This window comes from Pseudomonas sp. LA5 (assembly GCF_028640825.1).
Taxonomy (GTDB): Bacteria; Pseudomonadota; Gammaproteobacteria; order Pseudomonadales; family Pseudomonadaceae; genus Chryseomonas; species Chryseomonas aestiva.
Genome location: NZ_JAQYZY010000049.1, coordinates 140,509 through 167,037, shown reverse-complemented (window position 1 = coordinate 167,037; position 26,529 = coordinate 140,509). Strand labels below are relative to the sequence as shown.

The following is a 26,529-nucleotide window of genomic DNA, read 5'->3' as shown; positions in this document are numbered from 1 at the left end:
AGGAAAATCCCCGATGTCGCTGAAACGTACCCTGCTGTCCCTGGCCTTCGGCCTGGGTGTCGCCACCGCCGCCCAGGCCGCCGAGACCCTGACCGTCGCGGTCAATCCGGTTCCCCATGCGGAGATCCTGGAATTCATCAAGCCGCAGCTGGCCAAGGAAGGCGTGGACCTCAAGATCAAGGTCTTCACCGACTACATCCAGCCCGATCGCCAGACCGATCAGAAGCAGGTGGATGCCAACTACTTCCAGACCAAGCCCTATTACGCCAGCTACCAGAAGAGCAACCCGAGCAGCGACCAGGTGCCGGTGGTGGCGGTGCACGTCGAGCCCTTCGGTGCCTACTCGCAGAAGATCAAGGACATCAAGGAACTCAAGGACGGCGCCACCGTGGCCATCCCCAACGATCCGAGCAACTCCGGTCGCGCGCTGCTGCTGATCGCCAAGCAGGGCCTGATCACCCTGAAGGATCCGAGCAACGTCACCGCCACCCCGCGTGATGTCGTCGAGAATCCCAAGCACCTCAAGTTCAAGGAACTGGAAGCCGCGACCCTGCCCCGGGTGCTGAACCAGGTCGACCTGGCGCTAATCAACGCCAACTACGCCCTGGAAGCCAAGCTGGTGCCGACCAAGGACGCCCTCTTCATCGAGAGCGGCGAGTCGCCCTACGCCAACCTGCTCTATACCCGCGCCGACAAGGCCAATGACCCGGCCATCCAGAAGCTGGCCAAGGCCCTGACCACCCCCGAGGTGAAGCAATTCATCGAGAAGAAGTACCAGGGCGCCGTCGTTCCCGCCTTCTGAGCCTCAGCTCCACCGCCGTCGACGCCCGCAGAGGCGCCGACGGTTCCACCCCGCTTTAGGAAACTGCCATGAAGAAATTGCTCGCCACCGCCGCCCTGCTGGCCGCCAGCCTGACCGCCCACGCCGCCGAGACCCTCAGCGTCGCCGCCACCCCGGTGCCCCACGCCGAGATCCTCGAATTCGTCAAACCCCAGCTGGCCAAGGAAGGGGTGGACCTGCAGATCAAGGTCTTCACCGACTACGTGCAGCCCAACCTGCAGGTCGCCCAGAAGCGCCTGGACGCCAATTTCTTCCAGCACCAGCCCTACCTGGACGAATTCAACAAGAGCCGTGGCACCGACCTGGTAACCGTCGCCCAGGTGCACGTCGAGCCCTTCGGCATCTACTCGCAGAAGATCAAGAAGCTCGACGAAGTCCGCGAAGGCGCCGTCGTGGCCATCCCCAGCGATGCCACCAATGGCGGCCGCGCCCTGCTGCTGCTGGAGAAGGCCGGGCTGATCAAGCTCAAGGACAGCGCCAACATCCTCGCCACGCCCAAGGACATCGCCGAGAATCCCAAGCAGCTCAAGTTCAAGGAGCTGGAAGCCGCGACCCTGCCGCGCGTGCTGAATCAGGTCGACCTGGCGCTGATCAACACCAACTACGCCCTGGAAGCCAAGCTCAATCCGACCCAGGACGCCCTGCTGCTGGAAGGCAAGGAATCACCCTACGCCAACATCCTGGTCGCCCGCCCGGACAACAAGGACAGCGACGCCGTGCAGAAGCTGGCCAAGGCGCTGAACACTCCGGCGGTGAAGCAGTTCATCGAAGAGAAGTACAAGGGTGCCGTGGTGCCGGCGTTCTGAGCGCCGCCTGACGCTGCCTGACATGAAAAACGCCGGCCCAGTGCCGGCGTTTTTCATGGGGCTCAGCGGCGTTTCAGAGGTATGACGCCCATTCCCAGACCAAAGGGCCGAAAGACCGCCTGCAGCGTCGCCAGGGTGGGATTGCCTTCGTCCTGCTCCAATTGTCGTAGGGTGCGCAGCGAGATACGGGCCATGCGCGCGAAGTCGGTCTGGGTAAGGCCGGTGATCTCGCGGCGCAGGCGCCGGACACCGGCGCCCAGGCTCAGGCGTCCACTCTGTAATCCCTCACGGATATCATCCAGCGTACGTTGCCGCCGCTCTTGATCGTCAAGACTCATAGCAGCCCTGCCTCGCGCAGATGGCTATCCAGGCGCCGCAGCGGAATTTGCGGATGCTCCCAGGTAGTCTGCGGCAATACCGGTTGCAGTAGGTCCGGCAGGGCACGGAGCACCTCGGCGCTCTTCTTGAGGGCATCCCACAGCCGTTCCGGATCGTCCCACTCGGCCAGTAGCCGACAGGCTGCATGCCAATCGACAACGCCGGCCTGTTCGACGGGCATGGGCCATTTGCTGGTTCGGGTGATGCCTTGTTCGTCCATAACCATGGGGGCGAGGTCGTACAGGGGGGCCAGACGAACACCACGCTCATCGCGCAGGATGGCGGTATTGCGACCGTGGTTGTCACTGTTGCCCAGCAGTTGATTGAGCAGGTCACGCCGCAGGTAATCATCCAGCAGCGCCGGTATCCCCTGGTCCTGATTGGCTGCGCGCCAAACCCTGGTCAGGGCACCGATGGCGTCAAGATGATTCAGATAGCTACCGGGTACCAGAGTGTGAGTCAGGGAATAGAGGGATTCAACGGCCAGACGCTCCACCCCTCGGGGGCTGGTGCAGCGGTCGAAGCGTGGCATCCAGAGGCTGGGACGTCGGCCTTCTTCCAGGGCGAGTCCGCTGGCGGAAACAGTCTCCAGTCCTAGGGCGTTCAGGGCTTGATAGTAGCAGTGCTCGCTGCGCAGGATGTCCTGGTCGGTGGCGCTGGCTCTGTTGCGTGGGAATTTCACCAGCCAATGTCGGCGGGCCAGGTCATCGGGCAGAGTGGCATCCGGATGGAGCAAGCCCTGAGGATCTTCCGCCAGCAGCAGCTTGGGTGCATCGCCACCTGCACCGGTTGCACCGCCGATGGCAGCACCTTGCTCATAGGCATATTCCAGAAAGCCCTGATCGCGAGCGACGACCTGTTCACGGGTAAAGCCCACGGAGAGTGTCTGCGCAGGCTCATCTAGCGACTCACGAATTCGCAGATGGCCGATGGGCGCTGGCGTGCAGCGGGATAACAGCTGAAAGTCGGTCTGAGCAGCTTCCTCTGTGCTCAGTCCAAGGCGAGGGAGCAGAAAACGGCGAGCGGCGCCGGCCGGGAGAATGTCATGGAGAAACGCCGGCCAATGGGGCAGGCGCTCGACCTCCCAGCTCAAAGGCAGGTTAGCGCTCACTGCGGCAGCCGTAGGCGTGCCGAAATCGTCGAGATGATCGCTCAGGTAGGCAGCCAGATAGCTGAGGGTGCAGGCGCCTTGTTGGGGACCTTGCCTGGGATCATCGAAAACCAGGCGCAAGGCATCATGCCAATGCCCGGTCAGATAGGTTTGAACCACCAGCGTACTCACGGACGACCTCCGGCAATATACTGCCGGTGAGTATCAGCTCTTGACGTAATATCGGCAATATAGTGCTGTAGCAACGGTTCTCAGGAATAAAATTAGGCATTAAATTGCCGTTTTAGCGGTAACCGGCACGCTGCCTCGGCGGCTGACGATCACCAGCAGCACGGCGGCGCCGATGGCCATCAGCAGCGGCACGGCATGGCCGGTGAGCCACTGGCTGGCGGCGCCGGTGACCAGCGGACCGACCAGGCAGCCGATTCCCCAGAGCTGGGCGATGCAGGCATTGGCGCTGACCAGTTCGGCATCGCGATAGCGCTCGCCGACCAGGATCAGCGCCAGGGTGAAGAGACCGCCGGCGGTGGCGCCGAACAGCACCAGCAGCGGCCAGACGCCCGGGGTGTGCAGCAGCAGTGGCAGGGCCAGGCTGACCGCCAGCAGGCCCAGGGTGCAGCCCAGGAACAGCCCCTGGCGTGAGAGGCGGTCGGCGAGCAGCCCCAGCGGCAGTTGCAGCAGGGCATCGCCCACTACCACGGCGCTGACCATGTACAAGGCCAGCTGCTGGCCGAAGCCCTGGTTGAGGGCATAGACCGGCAGCAGGGTAAGGATCATCGCCTCGAAGCAGGCGAACAGCGCCACCGCCCAGGCGATGGCCGGAGCGCCGCGGCAGAAGTCCAGCAGCGCCCGCCAGGCCGCGGTATGGCCGCCGGCCGCCGGCGCACCCCGGCGACCGAGCAGCAGGGTGGCGCCGCCGAGCATGAGCAGGGCACCGAGCCAGAAGCCCTGGTCGCCTTCGGTACCCAGCACCCCCAGCAGCAGCGGGCCGGCCAGCTGGCTCAGGGCATAGCTGCTGCCATAGAGGGCCACCAGGCGGCCGCGCCAGCGATCGGTGATGACCTGGTTCATCCAGCTTTCACCGAACACGAAGATCAGCGTGAGGATGGCGCCCAGGGCCAGGCGCAGCAGCAGCCACAGCAGATAGCTGGGCAGCAGCGACAGCAGGATCAGCGAGGCGGCGCCCGTCACCAGGCACAGCTGCATCAGCCGCGGTGTGCCGACTCGCGCGGCCAGGCGTCCGGCCAGGCTGGCGCCGGTGAGGATGCCGAGGGCCGGCGAGGCGGCCATGACGCCGATGGCGAAGCTGCCATAGCCCCAGCCCTCCAGCCGCAGCGAGACCAGCGGCATCGACAGGCCGATGGCCAGGCCGACGCTGATGACGCTGCCCAGCACGGCGAAATAGATGGCCCAGGGCATGGGCGCTGATGAGGAATTCATGGGCGCAGCCTAGCTGATGGAGACAGGGGGTGGACAGTCGCCAGGCGGAATCATGGCGCTCCGGGTATCAGTCGGGCTCCGGCACGGTTGGCCTTTGCCAGGCTTTCGCGTAGCGTTCGCGCTACCTGAAGCCGGTTGGGAGATAACAGAACATGCGGAAATGGCAGTGCATCGTGTGCGGCTATATCTATGACGAAGCCCTGGGCTGGCCGGACGACGGCATCGCGCCGGGGACGCGCTGGGAGGATGTGCCCGAGGATTGGCTATGCCCGGATTGCGGCGTGGGCAAGGGCGACTTCGAGATGATCGCCATCGGCTGATCACCCCGCTCCGCGTCCTCCACGCGGACACAAAAAAGGCATCGCAGAGGCGATGCCTTTTGGCTGCAGCGGCGATCCGTGCCGCCTCATGTTCAGCCTTCGATGCTGTCCTTCAGCGCCTTGCCGGGCTTGAACGCCACCGTGTTGCTCGCACGAATCTTGACCGGCTCGCCAGTCTGGGGATTCTTCCCCATGCGGGCACCGCGGTGACGCGGCAGGAAGGTGCCGAAGCCGACCAGGGTAACGCTGTCCTTGCGGTGCAGCGCATTCGCGATCTCGTCCAACAGCGTGTTGAGCACGACGTTGGCCTGTTCCTTTGGAAGTCCGACTTTTTCAGCGATCACCGTCGCCAATTCAGGCTTGCGCATAGCTACCTCTCATGGGGTCATTTTTAGCCGTGTGGGCGTCGCATGGCTTTCCTGGCAAAGCGATTACCCCCGAGATAGAGGGTGGCCCGACACAAAGATCGTTGGTGCGACAAAAGTCGAACCAGATAGCGTTATAAGGCAAACCCGAGAAGAGCGAAAGTTAATTAGCAGACTATTAGCCGTTGGTAGGATGACCGACGCCAACTTGGGCATTTATCAGTCAATTCAGGCGCTTTTTGTGGACAGAATGTCCACTTTATGGAGTGGCCTTTGCATGTCACTGGGACGCTGCGAGGCTCTGGCAAGCCAGTATCGCGATCAACGATCGCGCTGGCGGTCCGGCCCTCCGTCGGCGGACCCTGGCGCTGGATGAAGCGTGGCGGAGCGCCGCCTGGCTGCTCCGCCACCCGGATCAGGCCGGTGCCTGGGTCGGCATGACCGGTTGACCCGCCGGTGCCTGGCCTTCCAGGCGCCGCTCCAGTGCCTTGGGCTCGATCACCAGGCGCATGCCATTGCTGGCCTGGGTCCGTCCCCAGTCTTCCAGCAGCTCCATGCAGGCGTGATCGATATAGGAGACGCGCTCCAGGGGCACGTGCAGGGTAGTGCCCGGCTTGACCTGCTCCAGCACCTTGGTCAGCTGGGGCACGCGCAGGAAGGTCGCGGCGCCCACCAGGCGCAGATCGGCCTGGTCCGGCTGGTCTTCGCGATAGGTCAGGCTGACCTTGAGCTGGGCCGCCTTGACCGCCAGGAAGGCGATCGACAGGCCAAAGCCCACCAGCACCCCGGTCAGCAGATCGGTGGCGACGATCATCAGGGCGGTCAGGGCATAGATGACCATGGGCGTCCGGCCATAGCGCTTGAGTCCGGTCAGCGACTTGGGATCGGCCAGCTTGACGCCGGTGAACACCAGCACGCCGGCCAGGCTCGCCACCGGCACCAGCTTGAGCACGAAGGGCAGGGCGGCGACGAAGGCCAGTAGCCAGAGGCCATGCAGGATGGCGGAGGCGCGACTGGTGGCGCCGGCCTGGACATTGGCCGAGCTGCGCACGATGACCCCGGTCATGGGCAGCGCGCCGACGGCGCCGCAGAGCAGATTACCGATCCCCTGGGCACCCAGTTCGCGGTCGAAGTGCGAGCGCGGTCCGTTGTGCATGCGGTCCACCGCGGCGGCCGAGAGCAGGGTCTCGGCGCTGGCAATGAAGGCCAGGGCCAGGGCGGCCACCACCAGTTCGGCGTTGGCCAGCATGCCGAGGTCGGCGAAGGTCACCCAGTCGATGGCGTCGGCCAGGTTGTTGGGCACTTCCACCCGGCGGATGTCCAGCGCCAGCCAGAGACTGGCCAGGGTCGCCAGGGTCACGCCGATCAGGGCGCCGGGCAGGAAGCGCAGCGTCTGTGGGCGGAATTTCTCCCACAGCCACATGCTGGCGATGGTCAGTAGCCCGATCAGCGCCGCCTGGGCGCCGCTGCCACTGCCGTTCCACTGGCCCGCCGCGGTGAGGGCGGCGCCCGGGAAGGCCAGCAGGTTGGAAAGACCCGAGGCCGCCGGTTTGGCGTCCAGCATCACATGCAGCTGCGAGAGCACGATGAGGATGCCGATGCCGGCGAGCATGCCGTAGACCACCGCCGGTGAAGTGACGCGGAACCAGGCGCCCAGCCGGGTGAAGCCGGCGATGAGTTGCAGCAGGCCGGCGAGCAGCAGTACCGGGCCCAGCGCCTCGATGCCATGGCGGTTGATCAGGTCGAACACCAGCACCACCAGGCCGGCGGCCGGACCGCTGACCTGCAGCGGCGAGCCGGCGAGAAAGCCGACCACCAGGCCACCGATGATGCCGGTGATGATGCCCTTGGCCGGCGGCATGCCGGAGGCGATGGCGATCCCCATGCACAGCGGCAGGGCGACCAGAAACACTACCAGTGAGGCCAGGGCGTCGCGCGACAGGTTGCGCCCCGGGGTCTGTTGATTGCCAAGCATGGTCCTGGTCCTCCAGCGACTAGGAAAAAGGGTGCCCGCGCGTCATATCACGTCATATGACACGGTTCGGGATTCAGGCGGCTAGCGGCTAGGGTGGGCGATCCCCATGGAGCCCCAAGGTGGGATCGTCCGGCGCAGTGCGCTGTTATGGAGACGGGCCGAGCGACCCGTCTCGGGGCGGCCAGCCGGCGAACCGGCTGGCCGTGGTGGATCAGGCCGGTTGCAGGCGCGGACGCGGGGTGGCGACCGGCATGTTTTCGCCATCCAGGGGCAGGAAGCGCTCCTGCTGGGCGTCGTATGCCTTGATCTCGCTGGTCTCGATGGAATAGACCCAGCCGTGAATCTGCAGCTGACCGCTGGCCAGACGCGACGCTACCGAGGGGTGGGTGCGCAGGTGGACCAGCTGGGCCACCACGTTTTCCTCGGTGAGGAAGCCCAGGGTGCCGCCGTGGCCGCAGTCGCAATGGCCATGGTCTTCGACCACGGTACGGGCGACCTCGGCATGGCGCAGCCAGACCTTTACCGTCGGCATCTTTTCCAGCGGATCGGGATTGAGTACGGCTTTCATGGCGCCGCAGTCGGAGTGGCCGCAGATGATGATGTGCTTCACGCCCAGGGCCACGACCGCGTACTCGATGGCAGTGGACACGCCGCCGTTCATCTGGCCATAGGGGGGTACCACGTTGCCGACGTTACGGGTTACGAACAGATCGCCTGGCGAACTCTGGGTGATCAGTTCCGGGACGATGCGCGAGTCGGCGCAGGTGATGAACATGGCCTTGGGCGACTGCGCACTGGCGAGTTTCTTGAACAGCGCTTCCTGTTCGGGAAAGACATCCTGGCGGAAACGCTTGAAACCATCGACCAGCTGCAGGAGGGCCTCGTCGGGTGCGCCGAAGGTATCCGTGTTGTCGCTCATCTGTTTCTGACCTCTTCTCAAGTACGCAATGGCAGCGGCAAGCGCTGGTTAGTGGCTAGACGCCCCCTGGCATCGCCTCGATACGCCCCGGCCCTCTGGGGTGCCGGTGGCTTCATTGTCTGGCGGTCCATCGCGTATCCGGGCAGCGTCCTGGCACCCGGCAGGTCATCTTGGTGACCTCAACCTTAATCCACGCTGAAACAATAGCTCGTGACGGACAACGCAGAAGATATTTCAAACTTATACTGAGATCATCCAGCCATTATCGCTGCACGATCAGCGCTTTTAGACCTTTTATCGGCACGAAGCCGGAATATAGGCGCCGAATCGCGCTTTTCCCCGTGAAGAAAACGTGAATCGCGATAGCCGAACAGATTTCCTTGGCGATCAGGGGCTTGCGAGAGATGTGCAAAAATGTGAACGCAATGCCGCTGGGGGAAATCGAGCGTCTTTCGCCCACTTTGCCTCCGGCCTGTGATCTGCGGCACAGTGCCGCAGCCTAGACCTTTCGCCAGCCTTTCAATAGCTCCGATGCCCTATAGGACAAGGGTTTGCGGCCTTTGCTCGACAGGGGTGGAGAAATCCGGTCCGACAACGGACCTCAGGATTTGCACGGTGCGGTCGATAGCGGGTGCTTTCCAGGCTCAACGGAAACTCTCCATGTCCTTTCGCAATCTCTCTATCGCGCGGCGTGCCACCCTTGGTTTCGCCTTTATCGGTCTGCTCCTGCTGCTGCTCGGCGGCACCGCCCTGGTCAAGATGAACGACATCCGCGCCTCGGGCCTGGCCATCGAAGACCGCGCCATGCCGCGCGTGGCCGCGCTCGACGAGCTGACCGCCCTGACCCTGCGCCTGCGGGTACTTTCCTATCGCTTGCTGCTCAATCGCGAGCCGGAGATCATCGCCAAGACCCAGGCGCTGTTCCAGCAGCGCAACGGCCAGATGCGCGCCGCCCAGCAGCGCTACGAGGCGCTGATCCAGTCTGACGAAGAGCGCACCGCCTACAGCCGCTACGGTCAGTTGATCGCCCAGTACGACGGTCTGCAGCAGCGCATGCTGGCATTTTCCGCCGCCGATCAGCTGGAGCCCCTGCGCCGCCTGCTCAACGAAGACCTGCTGGCCAACTCCGATGCGGTCAATGGCGTGCTCAAGCAACTCACCGACCTGGTGGATCAGCAGACCGCCGCGGCCAACGCCCAGTCCGCTGCCGACTATAGCCATGCCATCCAGTGGCTGGTGCTGCTGCTGGCGGCCACTGCGCTGCTGACCGTGGTCTTCGCCTGGCTGCTGATCCGCAGCATCACCCAGCCCATCGCCCGCGCCGTGCAGGCCGCCGAGGTGATCGCCACCGGCGACCTCAGCCAGGAGATCCACAGCGAAGGCCGCGACGAGGCCGCGCGCCTGCTGCAGGCCATGAAAACCATGCAGGGCCAGCTGCGCCAGACCCTGCAGGGCATCCTTGGCTCGGCCACCCAGCTCGCTTCGGCGGCGGAAGAACTCAATGCCGTGACCGATGAATCCAGTCGCGGCCTGCAACGCCAGAACGCCGAGATCGAACAGGCCGCCACCGCGGTGAACCAGATGTCGTCGGCGGTGGACGAGGTGGCGCGCAATGCCGTCAATACCTCCCAGGCCTCCCAGGAATCGGCCGGCGTGGCCCGTGACGGCCGCGACCTGGTGCAGGAAACCGTGGGCGCCATCGCCACCATGAGCGACGACGTCCAGCACGGTGCCACCCTGGTGGGCGATCTGGCGGTACAGGTCAACGACATCGGCAAGGTGCTCGACGTGATCCGCAGCGTCGCCGAACAGACCAATCTGCTGGCGCTCAATGCCGCCATCGAGGCGGCGCGCGCCGGTGAAGCGGGTCGCGGCTTCGCCGTGGTGGCCGACGAGGTGCGGGCCCTGGCCCATCGCACCCAGGAGTCGACCCGCGAGATCGAGACCTCCATCGGCACCATCCAGCAGGGCACCGAGCAGGCGGTGGCGGCCATGCGCAGCAGCACCGAGCGGGCCCAGTCGACCCTGGAGGTGGCGCGCGGCGCAGGCCATGCCCTGGAGCGCATCCATGGCGCCATCGGCGGCATCAACGAGCGCAATCTGGTGATCGCCAGCGCGGCGGAAGAGCAGGCCCAGGTGGCCCGCGAAGTGGATCGCAACCTGGTGAACATCCGCGAGTTGTCGGTCCAGACCGCCGCGGGTGCCGAGCAGTCCAGCGCCGCCAGCGCCGAGCTGTCGCGCCTGGCCGTGGACCTCAATGGCCTGGTCACGCGCTTCCGCCTGTGAGCCAGGCGGTTCCGGCCGCTTCGGTGGCCGGACGCTGCGGCCCTAGCCGGGGCCGAGCAGTTGCAGCACGCCGGTCAGCACCACCAGCAGACCCAGGGGCGAGGCGAGAAAGGACAGCAGCAGGCACCTCAGGCGAGGGCCGCGCGGGGTAGGGCAGGTCGTCATGACGTCAGGCAGCTCCGTGGCGAGAACGGGCGCCACGCCTGGCGCCCGGGCCAATTTTCTCCTGTAGCGGCGGCGACGTCATGCCAAGAAAACGTAAAGTTGGGTAAAGCCGCGGCTACCCCGGGACGCCTGTTCCCGGGTAGTCGCCTGGCGGGTCAGACGCGGAAGCGCGCCGCGAGGCCGTGGATCTCGCGGGTCAGTGCGACCAGCTGGCGACTGGAGGTCTCGATCTGGTCGGCGCCGCGCTTGGACACGCCCGCCAGTTCGCGGATGTTGATCAGGTTGCGATCCACCTCCCGCGCCACCTGAGCCTGTTCCTCGGCGGCGCTGGCGATGACCAGGTTGCGCTCGTTGATGTCGCCGATGGCGACGAAGATGTGCTCCAGGCTCTGGCCGGTCCGCTCGGTGGTTTCCAGGGTGGTGCCGGCCAGGGTGTTGCTGCGCTGGATGGCGGTCACCGCCTGACCGGTGCCGGCCTGGATGTTGCCGATCATCTGCTCGATCTCCAGGGTCGACTGGCGGGTGCGCTGGGCCAGGCTGCGCACCTCGTCGGCCACCACGGCGAAGCCACGGCCGGCGTCGCCGGCGCGCGCGGCCTCGATGGCGGCATTGAGCGCCAGCAGGTTGGTCTGCTCGGAGACCGCGCGGATCACGTCCAGCACCTTGCCGATCTGGTTGGCCTGCTGCGCCAGGCTGGCGATCACGGTTTCGCTTTCGTTGACCGTGGTCTGCATGCTCTGCAATTCACTGAGCACCTGGGCTACCTGACCGCGACTGCCAGTGGCCAGGCGATCGGATTCGCGGGCGGTATCCGAGGTGGAGGCGGCATTGCGGGCCACCTCTTCCACGGCGGTGGTCATCTCGGTCACTGCCGTCACGGCCTGTTCCAGTTCCTGCTGTTGCTGATTCAGGGTGCGGTTGCTCTGGGCCGTCACCTCGCCCAGTTCCTGGGCGGCGCTGTCGAGTTGCTCGGCGGTGCGATTGAGCTGGGCCAGGGTGTCGCGCTGGCGGCTCTGCAGGGTGGCGAGGCCGGCGAACAGCTGGCCGATCTCGTCATGGCTGCGCACCTCGATACGGCGGGTCAGATCGCCTTCGCTCATGGCGGCGAAGTGCTCGCCGGCTTCGTTAAGCGGGGCCAGTACCCGGCGGGCGATGAACCAGCCGGAGAGTACCGCCAGCAGCAGGGTCAGACCGACCAGTAGCAGGGTGCGTATCTCGGCTTGCAAGACGCGACTTTCAGAGGCGGCCAGGGTGGCGTCGATACGGCCGGTGATCTCGTCGGTGAAGACCTGGCGGGTGTCAGCGAAGGCCGTGCTGGCCCCCTTGGCCCCATCGCTGATACGGATGTAGCCGGGCAGGTCGCCGGCGCGGCAGGCGGCGATCTGTCCTTCGACGATGACCTTGTAGGCGTCGAAGGCCCTGAGCATGGCTTCGATCTGGCCGCTCAGCTTGGGATCGTCGACGTTGGCCTGCATGTCGGTGATCAGCTTGCGGGCGATGTCCAGCCGCTCCAGCGCCAGCTTCACGCCTTTCTCGGCCTTGGCCGCATCGCCGTTGACCCGGTCGAGCATGGCGGTATGGGAGTTGGCACTGGCGCGGCTGATCCAGGTGGCGGCGTTGTTGACCCGATCCAGTTGCTCCATGGTCAGACTATCCAGATCGCGGATCTGCTGGGCACTGGTCCGGGCGTTGAGCCACCCATACAGGCAAGCCAGCAGCAGGCAGGCGACGAACAGGCTGAGCACGCTGTACATCCCGGTACGAATTCTTGTTGTTTTGTTCATGTTGGGCTCTCTGACGACGTCGCTGGCTGGGGTGCGCAATACGACTTTGGTGAGGCTTTTCGCCAGCAGTACGCCAAAGGCATGAGCAGGCGTCGATGGCCTGGAGCCAGTCGGTATCAGTTAAGCGCCGAAAAGTCGTCGGATGTCTTCAGAAGGACAGGCAGGGTGGGCCCGACGGACGCCGGGCCCGGAGGGATCAGGACAGCGGGGTGAACTGGATGACTTCGACCCAGTAACCATCGGGGTCCTTGATGAAGGCGATTTCCTTCATGCTGCCGTCGGTCAGGCGCTTCTGGAAGGCCACGCCCAGTTGCTCGAAGCGCTCGCAGGCGGCGCGGATGTCCGGGACCGCCACGCAGGTGTGGCCGAAGCCGCGCGGATCGCTGTTGCCATTGTGGTAGCTGAAGCCGGCATCGTCTTCGGTACCGTGGTTGTGGGTCAGTTCGAGAATGCCCGGGGTGGACTTGCGCCAGTGCTGGCGGGCCTGCGGATCTTCCGGTACCTGGTTGCGATCGACCAGGGCAAGAAAGGTCAGGCTGAACTTGGCGTCCGGGAAGTCCTTGTGATCGACTACGGTGAAACCCAGCACGCGGGTGTAGAAGTCCAGCGAGGTCTCCAGGTTCTTGACCCGCAGCATGGTGTGGTTGAAGACGAACTCGCGGGTGGCGGCGTCGGGCTGGGCGGTCACGCCCGGCAGGTTGTCGAATTGGCTCAGCGACATCAGAAGTCTCCGGTGAAGGGGTGTGGAAATTGGAGAGGCGGCCCCGCGCAACGTTCCCGGCGGGAAAGGCGCCTGGGTGGTCGCTCACGAAAAAGGGCAGGAAGTCTAAAGGCTTCCGGAACCGCTGCCCAAAGCTTCCTGATGCTTTTGGCCGCTGCGCTGTGCGACGAATGGTCGAAACCTCCCGGTTAGAGCCGCAGTCGGATTTTACAAGCGCACTGCCTGTGCGATCCCAAGGAGACTGATATGAGCAGCACCAGCGACAAGATCAAGGGTACCGCCAAAGAAGTGGCCGGCAAGGTCAAGCAAGGCGTCGGCGATGCCACCGACAACTCGCGCATGAAAGGCGAGGGTCGTGCCCAGGAAGCCGAAGGCAAACTGCAAAAGAACGTCGGCAAGGGCAAGGAAGCGGTCAAGAACACCATCGACCGCGCCTGAGCCCAGGCTGTACGGAAAAGGCCGCCCCAGGGCGGCCTTTTCTTTTGCCCGTCAGGCCGGATCCAGCTCTGGATAATGGCGGAAGATGCCGTTCTCGCTGAAGGCCAGGCGGCGTGGCGAGGCCAGGTAGGCGGCGATGTTGGGTAGCGCGGCCACCCGCTCGGCCACGGCCAGCACCCGCGGTATCTCCGGCGCCAGCCGCCGCATGGCGTTGGGGAAGGCGTAGGTCAGGCCGGCCACCACCTGGAACAGCGACAGGTCGACATAGGAGCGACGCTCGCCCACCAGCCAGCTGTCGCCTGCCGGGTTGAAGCCCAGCACCCGCTCGAAATAGCTCAGGTAGGTACGGATCCGCTCGCCGGCAAAGGCCTTGGCCCGCCGCCGGGCTTCGTCCTGCTGCTCTTCATAGGTCAGGGAGATGGCCACCGGATGATGGACGTCGTGGGCCTCGGCGGTGAGGTCAGTGATGGTCAGCTGCAGGCCGTGGACCCAGAAACGGGATTCTTCATCGGCCGGTACCAGGTCCAGCCGTGGCCCGAGGAACTGGAGGATGTTGGCGACATGGGAGACGACCTCGTCGCCGGCCTTGAGAAAGGGTGGGGCGAAGGGCGGCCGACGGGTCTTCTGGCCTTGCAGGTAGTCCTCCATGGCGGGTATGCCCAGACCTTCGTCCTCCGGGGCATTGCCGACATCCAGATAGCGTGCGCCGGCCTCTTCGAGCGCCAGGCGGACGAATTCGCCGCGGCCCTGGATGCTGGGCCAGTAGTGCAATTCATAACGCATGGAAACCTCCGTCGTCTGCTGGGAATACGGGTCCAGGAGAGCTGACCCCTGGTCCGCTTCGGAGGTTTGCCCGCCGCGCGGCTTTCACGACGAAGCGCACAACCAATTCCCGTCGCTGAGACTCCTATCAACCAGCGGCTCGCGATAAGGACGGTGGGATGACAGGCAACAGCAGGCGGACGGTTCCATGCGCATAGGCATTCTCACCCACGTGAAACACCCGGTACGCCAGCCCTTCGCCGGTGGTCTCGAAGCCTTCACCTACGACATCACCCTGCAACTGCGCGAGCGTGGCCACGCGGTGACGCTGTTCGCCAGTTCGGCCTCGGCGCCAGAGCTGGAGGTGGTGCCCATCCTCGACGACGGCAACTACGGCACGGACGGCTGCCGGCGCAAGCGCAACGTGCTCAGCTCCGAGTACCTCGACGAGCACCACGGCTATCTCGACTGCCTGCAGCGCATCGATGGCCATGGCTTCGACGTCATCTTCAACAATGCCCTGCACTATGTCCCGGTGACCATGTCAGGGCTGATCCGCACGCCCATGCTCACGGTGCTGCACACCCCGCCGTTCTTCGAACTGATCAACGCCATCGGCGAATTGCACAAGCGCGGTGGCGGCCACTACTGCACCGTCTCCCAGGCCAATGCCGACAACTGGGCGCATCTGGCGCCGGCCTGCCACGTGATTCCCAACGGCATCGACCTCGACGCCTGGCGCCCGCGCGCTACGCCGATCGGCGACCATGCCCTCTGGTTCGGCCGCCTGGTGCCGGACAAGGGGCCGCACCTGGCGCTGGATTCCGCGCGCGAGGCCGGCGTACCCCTGCGCCTGGCCGGCCAGGCCACCGACGAGCGCTATTTCCGCCAGGAGATCGCGCCGCGCCTGGGCGAGCAGGCCGTCTACCTCGGGCACCTGGACCGTACCGCCCTGGCGGTCGAAGTCGCCCAGGCCCGTGCGTGCCTGGTCACGCCCTGCTGGGACGAACCCTTCGGCCTGATCGTCGCCGAGGCCCTGGCCTGCGGCACGCCGGTCGCCGCCTTTGCCCGCGGTGCCCTGCCGGAACTGCTCACCGCCGAGACCGGTGCCCTGGCCCCGCCGGGCGATGTGCCGGCCCTGGCGGCGGCCCTGCGCGAAGCCCTGTCGCTGTCCCGTGACGCCTGCCGGGCGCGGGCCGAGGCGCAGTGGAGCCACCGGCTGATGATCGACCGCTACGAGCGCCTGCTCGCCGATGTCGCCGCCGGCCGGGTGGCCCGTGGCTAGACCGCCCGTGACTGAGCTGAACATCGGTTACTACGCCCACCATCATGGCGCCGGCCACGTGACCCGCGCCCTGGCCATCGCCGCTGCTTTCGACGGCCCTTTGACCCTGTTCGGCAGTCGCCTGCCCGAGCAGGTGGCGCTGCCCAACGTCCGGCTCTGTCCGCTGCCGCCCGACGTGGCCCCTGGCGTCGAAGGCGAAGCCTTCGCCTGCCTGCACTATGCGCCACTCGGCGTGGCAGGGTTGCGCGAGCGCATGGGCCTGCTGGTGGACTGGTTCCGCCGCGCCTGGCCCTGCCTGCTGGTGGTCGACGTCTCGGTGGAGGTGGCCCTGCTGGCCCGGCTGTGCGGCGTGCCGACAATCTACCTGCGCCAGCGCGGCAGTCGCTTCGATGCCGCCCACGAACTGGCCTACGCCAGTGCCAGTCGCCTGCTGGCGCCCTATCCGCAATGCCTGGAAGAGCCTGCCACCCCGGCTTCCTGGCGGGCCAAGACCTGCTATGCCGGCAGCCTGTCGCGCTATGCCGGGCCGCAACCCGACCGCCTCCGCGAGCCCGGCACGGTCACCGTCATCGCCGGCCATGGCGGCACCGCTTTCGGTCGCGCGCGGCTGGTCGCGGCGGCCCGGGCCTGTCCCGACTGGCGCTGGACGGTACTGGGTCCGGTGCTGGACGACGCGACCGAGGCGCCGGCCAATCTGAGCTTCCTGGGCAGCGTCGCCGATCCCGCACCCTGGCTGACCCGCGCCGAGCTGGTGGTCGGCTCGGCGGGTGACAGCCTGGTGGCGGAACTGGCCGACCTGCGCTGTCGTTTCCTCTGTCTGCCGGATGCCCGGCCCTTCGACGAGCAACTGTCCACCGGGCGCCTGCTGGCCGCGCAGGGCCTGGCGATCACCTGCGAAAGCTGGCCCGCCGACGACGCCTGGCCGGAACTGCTGGCCAGGACCCGCGGGCTCGATCCCGAGGGCTGGATGGCAGTAAGCGACGGCGCGGGTGCCCAGCGCGCCGCTGCCTGTATTCGGCAGGTCGCCCAGGAGGTGCTGGCATGATCGTCCTGACCCTGGTCAAAGGTCGCGAGCGGCAACTGGCCAATCTCATCCGTGGGCTGGAATTGGCGCCGACGCCTCCGGCGGCCCTGGTGGTGGTGCAGATGAACGAGCCGCCGCGTGCGCTGCACAGCCCAGGCTTTCCAATTCAGGTGCTTGGCGTGGCAGGCGACGGCATCCTGCCCCTGGCCGCCGCGCGCAATGCCGCCGTAGCCGCCGCACCAGGCGAGGACCTGGTGTTTCTCGACGTGGACTGCATCCCCGCGCCCGGATTGCTCGATGCCTATCGCCAGGCGCTGACCACGCGCCCCGAGGCCCTGCACCAGGGCTTCGTCCACTACCTGCCGGCTGGAATCGCGGAAGGCGACTGGACGCCGGAGGAGCTGCTCGCCAGCGGTGTCGTCCATCCCCTGCACCGGGAGCGTCCACCGGGCGAGGCGATTCCCCATCCGCTGTTCTGGTCGCTCAACTTCGCCTGTACCCGCGCCACCTTCGGTCGCATCGGCGGCTTCGACGAGGGTTATCGCGGCTATGGCGGCGAGGACACCGACTTCGCCTTTCGCGCCCGCGAGGCGGGGGTGCCCGTCTATCAGGTCGAGGCGCGCGCTTTCCATCAGTACCATCCGACCTATCACCCACCGCTCAATCATTTCGCCAGCATCCTGGAGAACGCCCGGCGCTTCCAGGCGCGCTGGGGGCTGTGGCCCATGGATGGCTGGCTACGCGAATTCGCCGCCGCCGGCTTCATCCGTTTCGATGAAAGCCGCGGGATAGAGGAACTCAGGATGCCCACGGCCGCCGAGATCGCCGCCTGCCGGGATGCCTCGGGTTCCGGCTTCTGACGTCAGGGCGCAACCAACCCGGCTGCTGCCACTCTGAAGGTAGGGCGGACCTGCAAAGCCGCCGGGTGCGGGCCGGGCAGGTCCGCCCCAGGAATCCTTCGTGAGGAACGTTCGTCAGGAGCCGTCATGTCCTTGTTTGCCTTCAGCCTGCGCGGCGTTTCGCCGTTCACCCTCATCAAGCGTGCCGTCCAGGAATTCGTGGCCGACGACATGCCCACCTATGCAGCGGCACTGGCCTACCAGATGCTGTTTTCGCTGTTTCCCTTCCTGCTGTTCCTGATCGCCCTGATCGGCTTCCTGCACCTGCCGGACTTCTTCACCTTCCTGCGCGAACAGGCCGCCTACCTGCTGCCGCCCACCGCCCTGGATACGGTCAATCCCATCATCGACCAGTTGCAGACGCAGAAGGGCGGCCTGCTGTCCTTCAGTATCATTGTCGCGCTCTGGTCCGCGTCCGGTGGCTTCCGCTCGCTGATGACCGCCATGAACAGCGCCTATGACGTGGTGGAAAGCCGTCCGGCCTGGAAGCGCATTCCGCTGTCGGTGCTGCACACCATCGGCCTCGCCGGAATCCTGCTCAGCGCTGCGGCGTTGATGGTGCTCGGGCCCCAGGTGATGAACTGGCTGGCTGCCTACGTGGGGCTGGAGGACTACATGGTGACCCTCTGGGCGCTGATCCGCTGGCCACTGGCGGTGGCCCTGCTGATGATCGCCGTGGCGGCGCTCTACTACGTCACCCCGGACGTGAAGCAGAGCTTCCGCTTCATCACCCCCGGCTCGGTGCTGGCGGTGGTGGTCTGGATCCTGGCATCCCTGGGCTTTGGCTACTATGTGCAGAACTTCGCCAACTACAACGCCACCTACGGCAGCATCGGCGCCATCATCGTGCTGTTGCTGTACTTCTATCTGTCTTCAGCGGTGCTGCTGTTCGGCGCGGAGATCAATGCGGTGATCGAACACCACAGCGACGACGGCAAGGAAAAGGGCGAGAAGACGCCAGGCGATGGGGGCGTGGAAGCCGACGAAGAGATTCAGGCGGGGCAGGACGAGGGCGCCCAGCATGAAGGCGTCCTGGGTGAAGCCCGGGTGGTGCAACGACCGAACGGTCGCACCTGAGGTACGGTGGATATCGGCGCCAGCCTTGTCCACCGTTCACCAGCGACCCTGCTTGTGGAAAACGCCAAGCGATTTTCCACGCTACGGGTCTGGGTTTTCGGACTATCGCGGCCATGGCCGCGATCGAAGCAGGACGAAAACGCCTTACTTCGCCTTGCCCTGATTGGCCACCGCGGCCATTTTGGCAGCGACCTCGTCCGGGTCGGCCAGGTAGTAGTGCTTGGTGGGCTTGAGATTCTCGTCGAACTCGTACACCAGCGGCACGCCGTTGGGGATGTTGAGGCTGACGATGTCGCTGTCGGAGATATTGTCCAGGTACTTGATCAGGGCACGCATGGAGTTGCCATGGGCGACCACCAGCACGCGCTGGCCACTGCGGATGGCCGGGGCCAGGACTTCGTTCCAGTAGGGCAGCACGCGCTCGACGCAATCCTTGAGGCATTCGGTGCGCGGCACCTGATCCAGCGACAGACCGGCATAGCGCGGATCGGCGGCCAGGGCCTGCTGCTCCTCGACGCTCTGCTCGGGCGGCGGCACGTCGTAGCTGCGGCGCCAGACCAGTACCTGCTCTTCGCCGTACTTGGCCGCGGTCTCTGACTTGTTGAGGCCGGTCAGGCCACCATAGTGACGCTCATTGAGGCGCCAGTCGCTCACCACCGGCAGCCACATCTGGTCCATGCCTTCCTGCACGTGCCAGAGGGTCCGCACGGCGCGCTTGAGCACCGAGACATGGGCCACGTCAAAGAGGAAGCCGGCGTCCTTGAGCGCCTGGCCGCCTTCGTGGGCCTCGCGGATCCCCTGTTCGGTCAGATCCACATCCGCCCAGCCACTGAAGCGGTTTTCCAGGTTCCACGCCGACTGGCCATGGCGGATGAATACGACTTGCGACATGCGACCTCCATCTTGGGATTCATTGTTTGGCTCACGCCTACGCGAAGCTGTGCCAAACATACCGCAGATGGAGGCTGCCGGCATGGGCATCACGGAAACCGTGATGCGTCCGGCACTCGTGTGGCGCTTCAGGCCACCAGGGCGCGACGGGTACGTTCGATGACGCGTTCCAGCCCGGCCGCAGCGTTGTACTGCTCGGGATAGAGACGCTCGCTGCGACAGGCGACACCGCGCTCGTCGACCACGGTAAAGCTGAAACCGCCCTTGCGCGAAGCCGGGGTGGTGATGCATTGGAACGGTGCAAAGGCCGCTTGAAGGTGTTGCATGGCCGCGATGGCCTGATTTTGAATGTTCATCTGTCTATCCTTGGGACCCACGCTCAGTCGGCGCGGTGAAATAACTCCAGCAACCTCGTACCCATAACGGCCGACGGCTGAATCTCTGGCTGGAGGAAGGCAGCGTGTGGGCAAGATGCCCAGGCATGCAGGTAAGTACTTGGGAAGGCAGGCAACCGGCCGGGCACGAGATTCAGAGGCCAGGGCGGCAGATCCTGAGCAATCGAGGGATCGGTTTGATCTGGGTGACGCTTGTTTCACGCTGCTACAACGAGCGGAAAGGCGTCCAGCGATTGGGGTCAGCTTGGTACTAACCCGATCAAGCTAGCAGGATCGATGCCAGCCGTGCAAGCCCGTCGGTCGGCGACGGGCTTGATGGTCACTAGCGCTCGACGAGCTGCATCCAGGCGGCGGGATAGCGCGTACCGGCCACCTGTTCCGGGGTAAACAGCCGAGCCAATTCGGCGCCCTCGGCTGCGCTCAACTGCACGTCGAGCGCGGCAAGATTCTCCTGCAGATAACGCCGCTGGCGCGTGCCGGGGATAGGGATGATGTCCTCGCCCTGGGCCAGCACCCAGGCCAGGGCCAGCTGGCCGGGCGTGACGCCCTTGGCGCCGGCCAGGGCGCGTACCTGTTCCACCAACGCCAGATTGCGCTGGAAATTCTCGCCCTGGAAGCGCGGACTCAGGCGGCGATAGTCATCCGCGGCGAAATCCTCCGGTGATTTCAGGGCGCCGGTGAGAAAACCGCGGCCGAGCGGGCTGTAGGCCACCAGGGCGACTCCCAGTTCGCGGCAGGTGGCGAGCACGCCGTGTTCCTGGGGATCGCGTGACCAGAGCGAAAACTCGCTCTGCAGGGCCGCGATGGGATGGACCTGCTGGGCGCGGATCAGGGTCGCGCTGGAGGCCTCGCTCAGCCCCAGGTAGCGCACCTTGCCGGCCTGCACCAGCTCGGCCATGGCGCCCACCGTGTCTTCGATCGGCACCTCGGGATCGACCCGGTGCTGGTAGTAGAGATCGAGATGCTCGATGCCCAGCCGGCGCAGACTGCCCTCCACCGCCTGACGCACGTAGTCGGGCCGGCCATTCACCCCACGGGTATCAGGATCTTCGCTGCGCACCAGACCGAACTTGCTGGCCAGGAATACCTGCTCGCGGCGTCCGCGCAGGGCTCGGCCCAGCAATTCCTCGTTGTGATGAGGGCCATAGGCATCGGCGGTATCCAGCAGGGTCACGCCGCGTTCCAGGGCCAGGTCCAGGGTGGCCAGGGCCTCGCTCTCGTCGGTGGCGCCATAGAACTCGCTCATGCCCATGCAGCCCAGCCCCATTGCGGATACCTGCGGGCCATCGCGGCCCAGTTGTCGTTGCAGCATGACGTACGCTCCGTTCGTGAAAGACCGGCTCAGTCTCGCTATTGAAAGGGCGTCAACAAAGCTGCTATCGAGACAGGCAGTATTCGATGGGATTGAAGAATCTTGGACCGATTGGCAGCCATGCGCGGCTTCGTGCGGATCGTCGAGCGCCGCTCCTTCAGCCGGGCGGCCGCCGATCTTGGCCTGTCACCCGCAATGGCGACCCTGCTGGTGCAGCAGCTGGAAGCCCATCTGGGCGTGACGCTGCTGCATCGCACCACCCGGCGGGTCAGTCCGACCCTGGACGGCGCCGCCTACTACGAGCGCTGCGTCGGCTGGCTGGCCGAGCTGGATGACATCGAAGGCGCCTTCAGCCAGCGGCGGCGTCAGCCACGCGGTCGGCTGCGCGTCGATCTGCCCGGGGCCCTGGGGCGGGCGCTGGTGATACCGGCGCTGCCGGACTTCTGTCGCCGCTATCCCGAACTGGAGCTGGTCGTCAGCGCCGACGATCGACCGGTGGACGTGATCGGCGAGGGCATCGACTGCGTGCTGCGCAGCGGACCCCTGCTCGACGAAGGCCTGGCCGACCAGGCGCTCGGCGAGTTGGTGCAGGTGACCTGTGCCAGTCCGGACTACCTGGCGCACCAGGGCCGGCCGGACAGCCTGGCGGATCTCGCCCAGCACCAGCTGGTGCACTACCGCTCCCAGCGCAGCGGTCGTCGGCTGCCCTTCGAATTCCGGCACGAGGGTGAGCTGCACTGCCTGGATCAGCCCGGACGCCTGACCCTCAGCGGCGCCGACGTCTATGTCGGTGCCGCCCTGGCCGGGCTGGGCCTGATCCAGGCGCCGCGCTATCACGTGGCGGCGGATCTGGCGGCCGGCCGGCTGTGCGAAGTCCTGCCCGACCAGCCACCGCCGGACTTGCCGCTGGCGGCGGTCTACCCCCTGGCCAGCCAGACCTCGCCGCGGGTACGCGCCTGGGTCGAGTGGCTGCAGGAGGTGTTCGCCGCCGTGGATCCGGCCTGGCTGCGCCGCTGAAGCGAACGCTATTTACCCGCTTCGCGCGGCTCTGGCTGACCATGACCGAAGGCCTGGCCGAGATCGTCCCCGGAGGTGGTGCGCGTATCGTCGGTACGCCACTTGGCGACCTCGGCGGCGCTGACCGGGGCGGCGTCGTTGCCCCAGCTGGCGCGGATGAAGCTGACCACGTCGGCCACCTGGGCATCGTTCAGGCGCCAGCCGAAGGGCGGCATGACGATCATCGAGGGCGCGGTGTGCAGGCCGGGCAGGGTGCCGCCCTTGAGCACGATGTTGATCAGCGAACTGGCATCGGCCGTACGCAGCACCGGATTGCCGGCCAGCGCCGGGAATACCCGGTCGTAACCCTGGCCATCGGTGCGGTGGCAGGCGGCGCAGTTGTCCACATAGACCTGGGCGCCCCGGGCACTGTCATCGCCGCGCCAGAGCGCCGCGGCGGCACGCCCGTCGGCCTGAAAGGGCGCATCGTGCGGATCCCTGGCTGGCAAGGTCTTGAGGTACCGGGCGATGGCCTGCAGGTCGGCGTCGCTCAGGTACTGCAGGCTGTGCTGCACCACCTCGGTCATGCCGCCGAACACGGCGCTGTCGGCGGAGCGCCCGGTCTTGAGGAATTGCACCAGCTGCGCTTCGCTCCAGCGACCCAGGCCGTCGCGCTGGTCGCCGCGCAGATTCTTGGCGATCCAGCCTTCCAGGGGTGCGCTGCCGGCCAGGAAATCCTTGCCATCGGCAGGGGAGAGGGCCTTTTCCTGCATGGTGAAGGCGCGTGGCGTGTGGCAGGCGCCACAGTGGCCGAGGCCTTCCACCAGATAGGCACCACGCGCCACCACCGGATCCTGGTCCGGCGCGGGCTGGAATTGCACCACCTCGGGCGCGAACAGCTGGCGCCAGATCGCCAGGGGCCAGCGCATGGACAGCGGCCAGGGGATGTCGCTATCGCGATTGGCCTGCTCGACCGGCGTCACGCCGTGCATGAAGTAGGCATAGAGGGCGCGCATGTCGCCCTCGCTGACCCGGGCATAGGAGGGGTAGGGCATGGCCGGATAGAGGGTATGACCCTCCTTGGCTATACCCTCGCGAATGGCTGCATCGAAGTCGGCATAGCTGTAGGCGCCGATGCCGGTCTGCCGATCCGGGGTGATGTTGGTGGAATAGAGGGTGCCGATGGGCGTCTGCATGGGCAGACCACCGGCGAAGGGCTGGCCGCCCGGCGCCGTGTGGCAGGCCACGCAGTCGCCAGCCCGGGCCAGGTATTCGCCTTTCTTGACCAGCGCCGGGTCAGGATCTTCGGCGGCCTGGGCCGTCATGGCCAGACCGGCGCCCAGCAGCAGGGTCGCTAGGGTACGGAGGATCATGGGCGCGCCTCTCATGCCTGCACCAGGGGGCCGGGATTCTTCAGGTACTGCTCGCGGATGGCCCGCGCCGACCAGTAGGTCAGGGCCGCCACCAGGCCGGTGGGGTTGTAGCCCAGACCCTGGGGAAAGGCCGAGGCGCCCGGCACGAAGACGTTGTGCACGTCCCAGCTCTGCAGGTAGCGATTGACCGCGCTGGTCTTGGGATCGGTACCCATGATGGCGCCGCCGTTGAGGTGGGTGGTCTGGTAGCTGGCGGTGTTGAAGTGCCCGCCGAACTCCTTGACCGAGACGCTGATGTGCTCGGGGCTCATGGCCTCGGCGATCTTCTTCATCTTGGCCGCCATGAAGCGGGTCATGCGGATGTCGTTGTCCTTCCAGTCGAAGGTCATGCGCAGCAGCGGCTGGCCATAGGCGTCACGGTAGGTGGGGTCCAGGTCCAGGTAGTTGTCGCGATAGGACTGGTGCGCACCGTGGGCGTCCATCGAAAGCTGATGGTTGTAGTAACCGGCCTGGGCCTTTTTCCAGGCACTGCCCCACTGCGGCGTGCCGGGCGGATTGGCTGCCCCGGCGATGGGCCGGGTGCCGGCCTGGTTGACCCACATCGGCGAGCCGCCGACGAAGCCGTGGGGGCCGTGGTCGAAGTTGTCGGCGTTGAAGTCGTCCACCGCCACGCCATTGCCGCCGGCGCCGATGAAGGGATTGGTGTGGTGCTGGTCCTGGCGGAAGAAGGCCTTGATGGTGGCCATGTTCTGGTAGGCGAAATTGCGCCCGACCACGCCCTCGCCGGTCCTGGGATCATAGGGCTGGCCAATGCCCGACAGCAGCATGAGGCGCACGTTGTTGAACTGGAAGGCGGCGAGGATGACGATGTCGGCCGGCTGTTCCAGCTCCTGGCCCTGGGCGTCCAGGTAGGTCACCCCGGTGGCCTTCTTGCCGGTGCTGTCCAGGTTCACCCGCAGCACATGGGCCTGGCTGCGCAATTCGAAGCGCGGCTCCTGCTTGAGCGCCGGCAGGATGTTGAGATTCGGCGAGGCCTTGGAATACATGTAGCAGACGTAGCCGCTGCAGTAGCCGCAGAAGTTGCAGGGGCCCATCTGACACCCATAGGGGTTGGTGTAGGGCCCCGAGGTGTTGGCCGAGGGCAGGTTGTAGGGGTGATAACCCACGTCCCGCGCGGCCTTCTCGAACAGTTGCGCCGAGACGGTGTTCTTTTGCGCCGGCAGCGGGAAGTCGCTGGAGCGATCCGCGGCATAGGGGTTACCGCCCTTGCCGTCGCCTACGACCTGGCCCTTGACGCTCCAGGCGGTGCCCGAGGTGCCAAAGACCTTTTCGGCGAAGTCGAAGTAGGGCTCCAGCTCGCCGTAGCTGACGCCGAAGTCCTGGATGGTCATGCCGTCGGGGATGAATTTCTTGCCGTAGCGCTCTTCATAGTGACTGCGCAGGCGCAGTTCCACCGGATCGACGCGGAAGTGCACCCCCGACCAGTGCAGGCCGGCGCCGCCCACGCCATCGCCGGGCAGGAAGACACCGAGCTGGCGGTTGGGCAGGGCGACATCATTGACGCTGTGGCGGATGGTGACGGTTTCCTTGGAGACATCGACGAACAGCTTCTTGCGGATGCTGTAGGTGAGTTCGTCGATCACCTGGGGGTAGGAGCCGTCGGGATAGGTGTCGCGGTAGCTGCCGCGTTCCAGGGCTACCACGTCCAGACCGGCCTCGGTCAGTTCCTTGGCCATGATGGCGCCGGTCCAGCCGAAGCCGACGATCACTACATGCTTGCTGGGCAATACCTTGGCCATCAACCGCGCTCCCCGCGAATGGAGACCGGCGGCAGCGGATAGCGCTCGTCGCGCTCCACCCAGTCCATGAAGTCGGCGCGGGCGCCGGGGAAATTCACCAGCTTCCAGCCGACCAGCTGCTTGTTGCCGCCATGCAGCGGATCGCAATAGAAGCCTTCCTTGGTGTTCTGCAGCAGCTGGGCGAAGAACAGCTTGGCCGGCACGCCCTCGAGCGCGGCGTCATCGCTTTCCAGGGCCTTGAGGGCCACGTCCTGGTCGGCGGGTGCCAGCTCGGCGAAGACCTTGCCGTGCTGCTGACGGGTCCAGCGATCCACCGCGGCGATGCCCAGGCGATAGAGGTCCTGGGGTACCAGGCGACTCTGGTAGCCCATCTCCGGTGCGGCATCGACGGCGAAGGGACCCTGCATGTACCAGAGGCCGCCGCGGGCATAGGCGGTCTGCATCTGTCGGTCGATGAATTCCGGCGCACCGGCTTCCAGCGCGCCCGGGCCGAGTTCGTCCGCCGGAATCAGCCGGGCCACCGCGGCCCGCACGAAGGCCCATTCCTCGGCGTTGAAGAACACCGGTTGATAGTGGTCGGCGCGCGGACTGCTGCCCGGCTTGCTTTCCGGAGTGGGCGCGGCGAGAGCCAGGCCCGAGGGAGCACCGCCCGCCAGGGCGACCACGGGAATCAGGCTCAGGGACTTGCGCAGGAAGTCGCGGCGGGCCGGGACGGAATCGTCTGCGGACATGGTCAGGGTCTCATCAGGTGCCCGACGTGAAAACTCAGGGCTTATGGTTAGCTAGCTAATATGTTGGAATATTATCAACATCTACCGGCCGCGGTTACATTTTGTCGCAGCTGTGCAGAGGCCACGCGGCCCGGCAAGTTCCCTCGCTCCCGTCGCGAAGGGAAAAGCGCCTGGGGCGCGGCCTCGGGTGAGCTTGGTGTGGCGAGAACCGGTCGCGACGCTCCAGGCATGGCGATCTCGCCGTCGTGGGTGGCATTTCCGACCGCGTGGACCAGGTTGCTGGCGCTCAGATCTTGCCTGAGTTACCTAAGGTTCCACCTTTGCAAGCACCATAAGGGTGCAAGTTGCACAAGGTGATACCTAACGAAGCAAGCCAAACGGTCTTGTGCACTTAAAAGAAATCACTTTGCACATCAGATGGTTAGCGCGATAGCTC

At 65.8% G+C, this 26,529-nt stretch carries 26 protein-coding genes and 1 pseudogene; 11 read left to right on the top strand and 16 right to left on the bottom strand.

Annotated elements, in window-relative coordinates:
• Positions 1 to 19 precede the first annotated feature (19 nt).
• Positions 20 to 802, top strand: coding sequence for a MetQ/NlpA family ABC transporter substrate-binding protein (locus tag PVZ72_RS17575; protein ID WP_371913873.1), 783 nt, complete (start codon positions 20 to 22; stop codon positions 800 to 802).
• Positions 803 to 870: 68 nt separating this feature from the next.
• A complete protein-coding gene (locus PVZ72_RS17570) occupies positions 871 to 1,647 on the top strand; it encodes a MetQ/NlpA family ABC transporter substrate-binding protein (protein WP_068384577.1) in 777 nt (258 codons plus the stop codon).
• Positions 1,648 to 1,709: 62 nt separating this feature from the next.
• On the opposite strand, the gene PVZ72_RS17565 is transcribed toward PVZ72_RS17570, so the two are convergent.
• The 3 genes from PVZ72_RS17565 to PVZ72_RS17555 form a co-directional block, all read right to left on the bottom strand.
• Positions 1,710 to 1,985: a helix-turn-helix domain-containing protein gene (locus PVZ72_RS17565; RefSeq protein WP_187980853.1), complete on the bottom strand. Its 276-nt coding sequence runs from the start codon at positions 1,983 to 1,985 to the stop codon at positions 1,710 to 1,712.
• Positions 1,982 to 3,307, bottom strand: coding sequence for a type II toxin-antitoxin system HipA family toxin (locus tag PVZ72_RS17560; RefSeq protein WP_273862594.1), 1,326 nt, complete (start codon positions 3,305 to 3,307; stop codon positions 1,982 to 1,984). Before PVZ72_RS17560 ends, PVZ72_RS17565 begins: the two co-directional genes overlap by 4 nt.
• 99 nt (positions 3,308 to 3,406) lie before the next feature.
• Entirely contained in the window at positions 3,407 to 4,555 is a 1,149-nt protein-coding gene (locus PVZ72_RS17555; RefSeq protein WP_273862603.1) for an MFS transporter, read from the bottom strand.
• Positions 4,556 to 4,728: 173 nt separating this feature from the next.
• On the opposite strand from PVZ72_RS17555, the gene PVZ72_RS17550 reads away from it, so the two are divergent.
• Complete coding sequence (locus PVZ72_RS17550; protein WP_007161456.1) at positions 4,729 to 4,896, top strand: rubredoxin; 168 nt, start codon at positions 4,729 to 4,731, stop codon at positions 4,894 to 4,896.
• Positions 4,897 to 4,988: 92 nt separating this feature from the next.
• On the opposite strand, the gene PVZ72_RS17545 is transcribed toward PVZ72_RS17550, so the two are convergent.
• The 3 genes from PVZ72_RS17545 to PVZ72_RS17535 form a co-directional block, all read right to left on the bottom strand.
• Complete coding sequence (locus PVZ72_RS17545; protein ID WP_017639309.1) at positions 4,989 to 5,264, bottom strand: HU family DNA-binding protein; 276 nt, start codon at positions 5,262 to 5,264, stop codon at positions 4,989 to 4,991.
• Positions 5,265 to 5,676: 412 nt separating this feature from the next.
• On the bottom strand, positions 5,677 to 7,236 hold the full coding sequence (locus tag PVZ72_RS17540) for a SulP family inorganic anion transporter (RefSeq protein WP_273862593.1): 1,560 nt from the start codon (positions 7,234 to 7,236) through the stop codon (positions 5,677 to 5,679).
• 211 nt (positions 7,237 to 7,447) lie between these two features.
• Complete coding sequence (locus PVZ72_RS17535) at positions 7,448 to 8,155, bottom strand: carbonic anhydrase (RefSeq protein WP_133860378.1); 708 nt, start codon at positions 8,153 to 8,155, stop codon at positions 7,448 to 7,450.
• A 531-nt stretch (positions 8,156 to 8,686) separates the two neighbouring features.
• Here PVZ72_RS17535 and PVZ72_RS24300 point away from each other — a divergent pair.
• Both PVZ72_RS24300 and PVZ72_RS24295 read left to right on the top strand, forming a co-directional pair.
• A pseudogene (locus tag PVZ72_RS24300) lies at positions 8,687 to 9,586 on the top strand (MCP four helix bundle domain-containing protein); the annotation flags it as partial.
• A complete protein-coding gene (locus PVZ72_RS24295) occupies positions 9,569 to 10,441 on the top strand; it encodes a methyl-accepting chemotaxis protein (protein WP_423814999.1) in 873 nt (290 codons plus the stop codon). The pseudogene PVZ72_RS24300 and the gene PVZ72_RS24295, both read left to right, overlap by 18 nt.
• A gap of 42 nt (positions 10,442 to 10,483) precedes the next feature.
• Here PVZ72_RS24295 and PVZ72_RS17525 read toward each other — a convergent pair whose 3' ends face one another.
• The 3 genes from PVZ72_RS17525 to gloA all read right to left on the bottom strand — a co-directional run bounded on the left by PVZ72_RS17525 (position 10,484) and on the right by gloA (position 13,111).
• Entirely contained in the window at positions 10,484 to 10,606 is a 123-nt protein-coding gene (locus PVZ72_RS17525; protein WP_007161451.1) for a hypothetical protein, read from the bottom strand.
• A 155-nt stretch (positions 10,607 to 10,761) separates the two neighbouring features.
• Positions 10,762 to 12,390 carry a methyl-accepting chemotaxis protein gene (locus PVZ72_RS17520; protein WP_187980856.1) on the bottom strand — a complete coding sequence of 543 codons (1,629 nt, stop codon included), beginning with the start codon at positions 12,388 to 12,390 and terminating at the stop codon, positions 10,762 to 10,764.
• A 196-nt stretch (positions 12,391 to 12,586) separates the two neighbouring features.
• Positions 12,587 to 13,111: a lactoylglutathione lyase gene (gene gloA / locus PVZ72_RS17515; protein WP_133860381.1), complete on the bottom strand. Its 525-nt coding sequence runs from the start codon at positions 13,109 to 13,111 to the stop codon at positions 12,587 to 12,589.
• 246 nt (positions 13,112 to 13,357) lie between these two features.
• Between gloA and PVZ72_RS17510 the strand changes: the two genes are divergently transcribed.
• Positions 13,358 to 13,549: a CsbD family protein gene (locus PVZ72_RS17510; protein WP_026083651.1), complete on the top strand. Its 192-nt coding sequence runs from the start codon at positions 13,358 to 13,360 to the stop codon at positions 13,547 to 13,549.
• Positions 13,550 to 13,600: 51 nt separating this feature from the next.
• On the opposite strand, the gene PVZ72_RS17505 is transcribed toward PVZ72_RS17510, so the two are convergent.
• Positions 13,601 to 14,332, bottom strand: coding sequence for a glutathione S-transferase (locus PVZ72_RS17505; protein ID WP_273862592.1), 732 nt, complete (start codon positions 14,330 to 14,332; stop codon positions 13,601 to 13,603).
• 187 nt (positions 14,333 to 14,519) lie between these two features.
• On the opposite strand from PVZ72_RS17505, the gene PVZ72_RS17500 reads away from it, so the two are divergent.
• The 4 genes from PVZ72_RS17500 (at position 14,520) to PVZ72_RS17485 (ending at position 18,596) form a co-directional block, all read left to right on the top strand.
• Positions 14,520 to 15,596 (top strand): glycosyltransferase, encoded by a 1,077-nt coding sequence (locus PVZ72_RS17500; RefSeq protein WP_273862591.1) that lies wholly within the window; start codon positions 14,520 to 14,522, stop codon positions 15,594 to 15,596.
• Positions 15,597 to 15,603: 7 nt separating this feature from the next.
• Positions 15,604 to 16,641 (top strand): hypothetical protein, encoded by a 1,038-nt coding sequence (locus tag PVZ72_RS17495; protein WP_273862590.1) that lies wholly within the window; start codon positions 15,604 to 15,606, stop codon positions 16,639 to 16,641.
• Positions 16,638 to 17,480, top strand: a complete 843-nt coding sequence (locus PVZ72_RS17490; protein ID WP_273862589.1) for a glycosyltransferase family 2 protein — start codon at positions 16,638 to 16,640, stop codon at positions 17,478 to 17,480. Before PVZ72_RS17495 ends, PVZ72_RS17490 begins: the two co-directional genes overlap by 4 nt.
• Before the next feature lie 126 nt (positions 17,481 to 17,606).
• A complete protein-coding gene (locus tag PVZ72_RS17485; RefSeq protein ID WP_273862588.1) occupies positions 17,607 to 18,596 on the top strand; it encodes a YihY/virulence factor BrkB family protein in 990 nt (329 codons plus the stop codon).
• A gap of 144 nt (positions 18,597 to 18,740) precedes the next feature.
• Here the strand turns inward: PVZ72_RS17485 and gpmA are convergent, their stop codons facing one another.
• From gpmA to PVZ72_RS17470, 3 genes are all read right to left on the bottom strand, one after another.
• Positions 18,741 to 19,487: a 2,3-diphosphoglycerate-dependent phosphoglycerate mutase gene (gpmA, locus tag PVZ72_RS17480; RefSeq protein WP_044341142.1), complete on the bottom strand. Its 747-nt coding sequence runs from the start codon at positions 19,485 to 19,487 to the stop codon at positions 18,741 to 18,743.
• 128 nt (positions 19,488 to 19,615) lie between these two features.
• Positions 19,616 to 19,843, bottom strand: a complete 228-nt coding sequence (locus PVZ72_RS17475; RefSeq protein WP_059316634.1) for a hypothetical protein — start codon at positions 19,841 to 19,843, stop codon at positions 19,616 to 19,618.
• Positions 19,844 to 20,204: 361 nt separating this feature from the next.
• On the bottom strand, positions 20,205 to 21,194 hold the full coding sequence (locus tag PVZ72_RS17470; protein ID WP_273862587.1) for an aldo/keto reductase: 990 nt from the start codon (positions 21,192 to 21,194) through the stop codon (positions 20,205 to 20,207).
• Positions 21,195 to 21,296: 102 nt separating this feature from the next.
• On the opposite strand from PVZ72_RS17470, the gene PVZ72_RS17465 reads away from it, so the two are divergent.
• Positions 21,297 to 22,211 carry a LysR family transcriptional regulator gene (locus PVZ72_RS17465; protein ID WP_273862586.1) on the top strand — a complete coding sequence of 305 codons (915 nt, stop codon included), beginning with the start codon at positions 21,297 to 21,299 and terminating at the stop codon, positions 22,209 to 22,211.
• 8 nt (positions 22,212 to 22,219) lie between these two features.
• Here PVZ72_RS17465 and PVZ72_RS17460 read toward each other — a convergent pair whose 3' ends face one another.
• From PVZ72_RS17460 to PVZ72_RS17450, 3 genes are read right to left on the bottom strand one after another with little or no spacing between them, the layout of a single operon-like run.
• Complete coding sequence (locus tag PVZ72_RS17460; protein ID WP_273862585.1) at positions 22,220 to 23,563, bottom strand: c-type cytochrome; 1,344 nt, start codon at positions 23,561 to 23,563, stop codon at positions 22,220 to 22,222.
• Between the two features lie 11 nt (positions 23,564 to 23,574).
• Positions 23,575 to 25,362 carry a GMC family oxidoreductase gene (locus PVZ72_RS17455; RefSeq protein WP_273862584.1) on the bottom strand — a complete coding sequence of 596 codons (1,788 nt, stop codon included), beginning with the start codon at positions 25,360 to 25,362 and terminating at the stop codon, positions 23,575 to 23,577.
• Positions 25,362 to 26,093: a gluconate 2-dehydrogenase subunit 3 family protein gene (locus PVZ72_RS17450; protein WP_273862583.1), complete on the bottom strand. Its 732-nt coding sequence runs from the start codon at positions 26,091 to 26,093 to the stop codon at positions 25,362 to 25,364. Before PVZ72_RS17450 ends, PVZ72_RS17455 begins: the two co-directional genes overlap by 1 nt.
• Positions 26,094 to 26,529 lie beyond the last annotated feature (436 nt).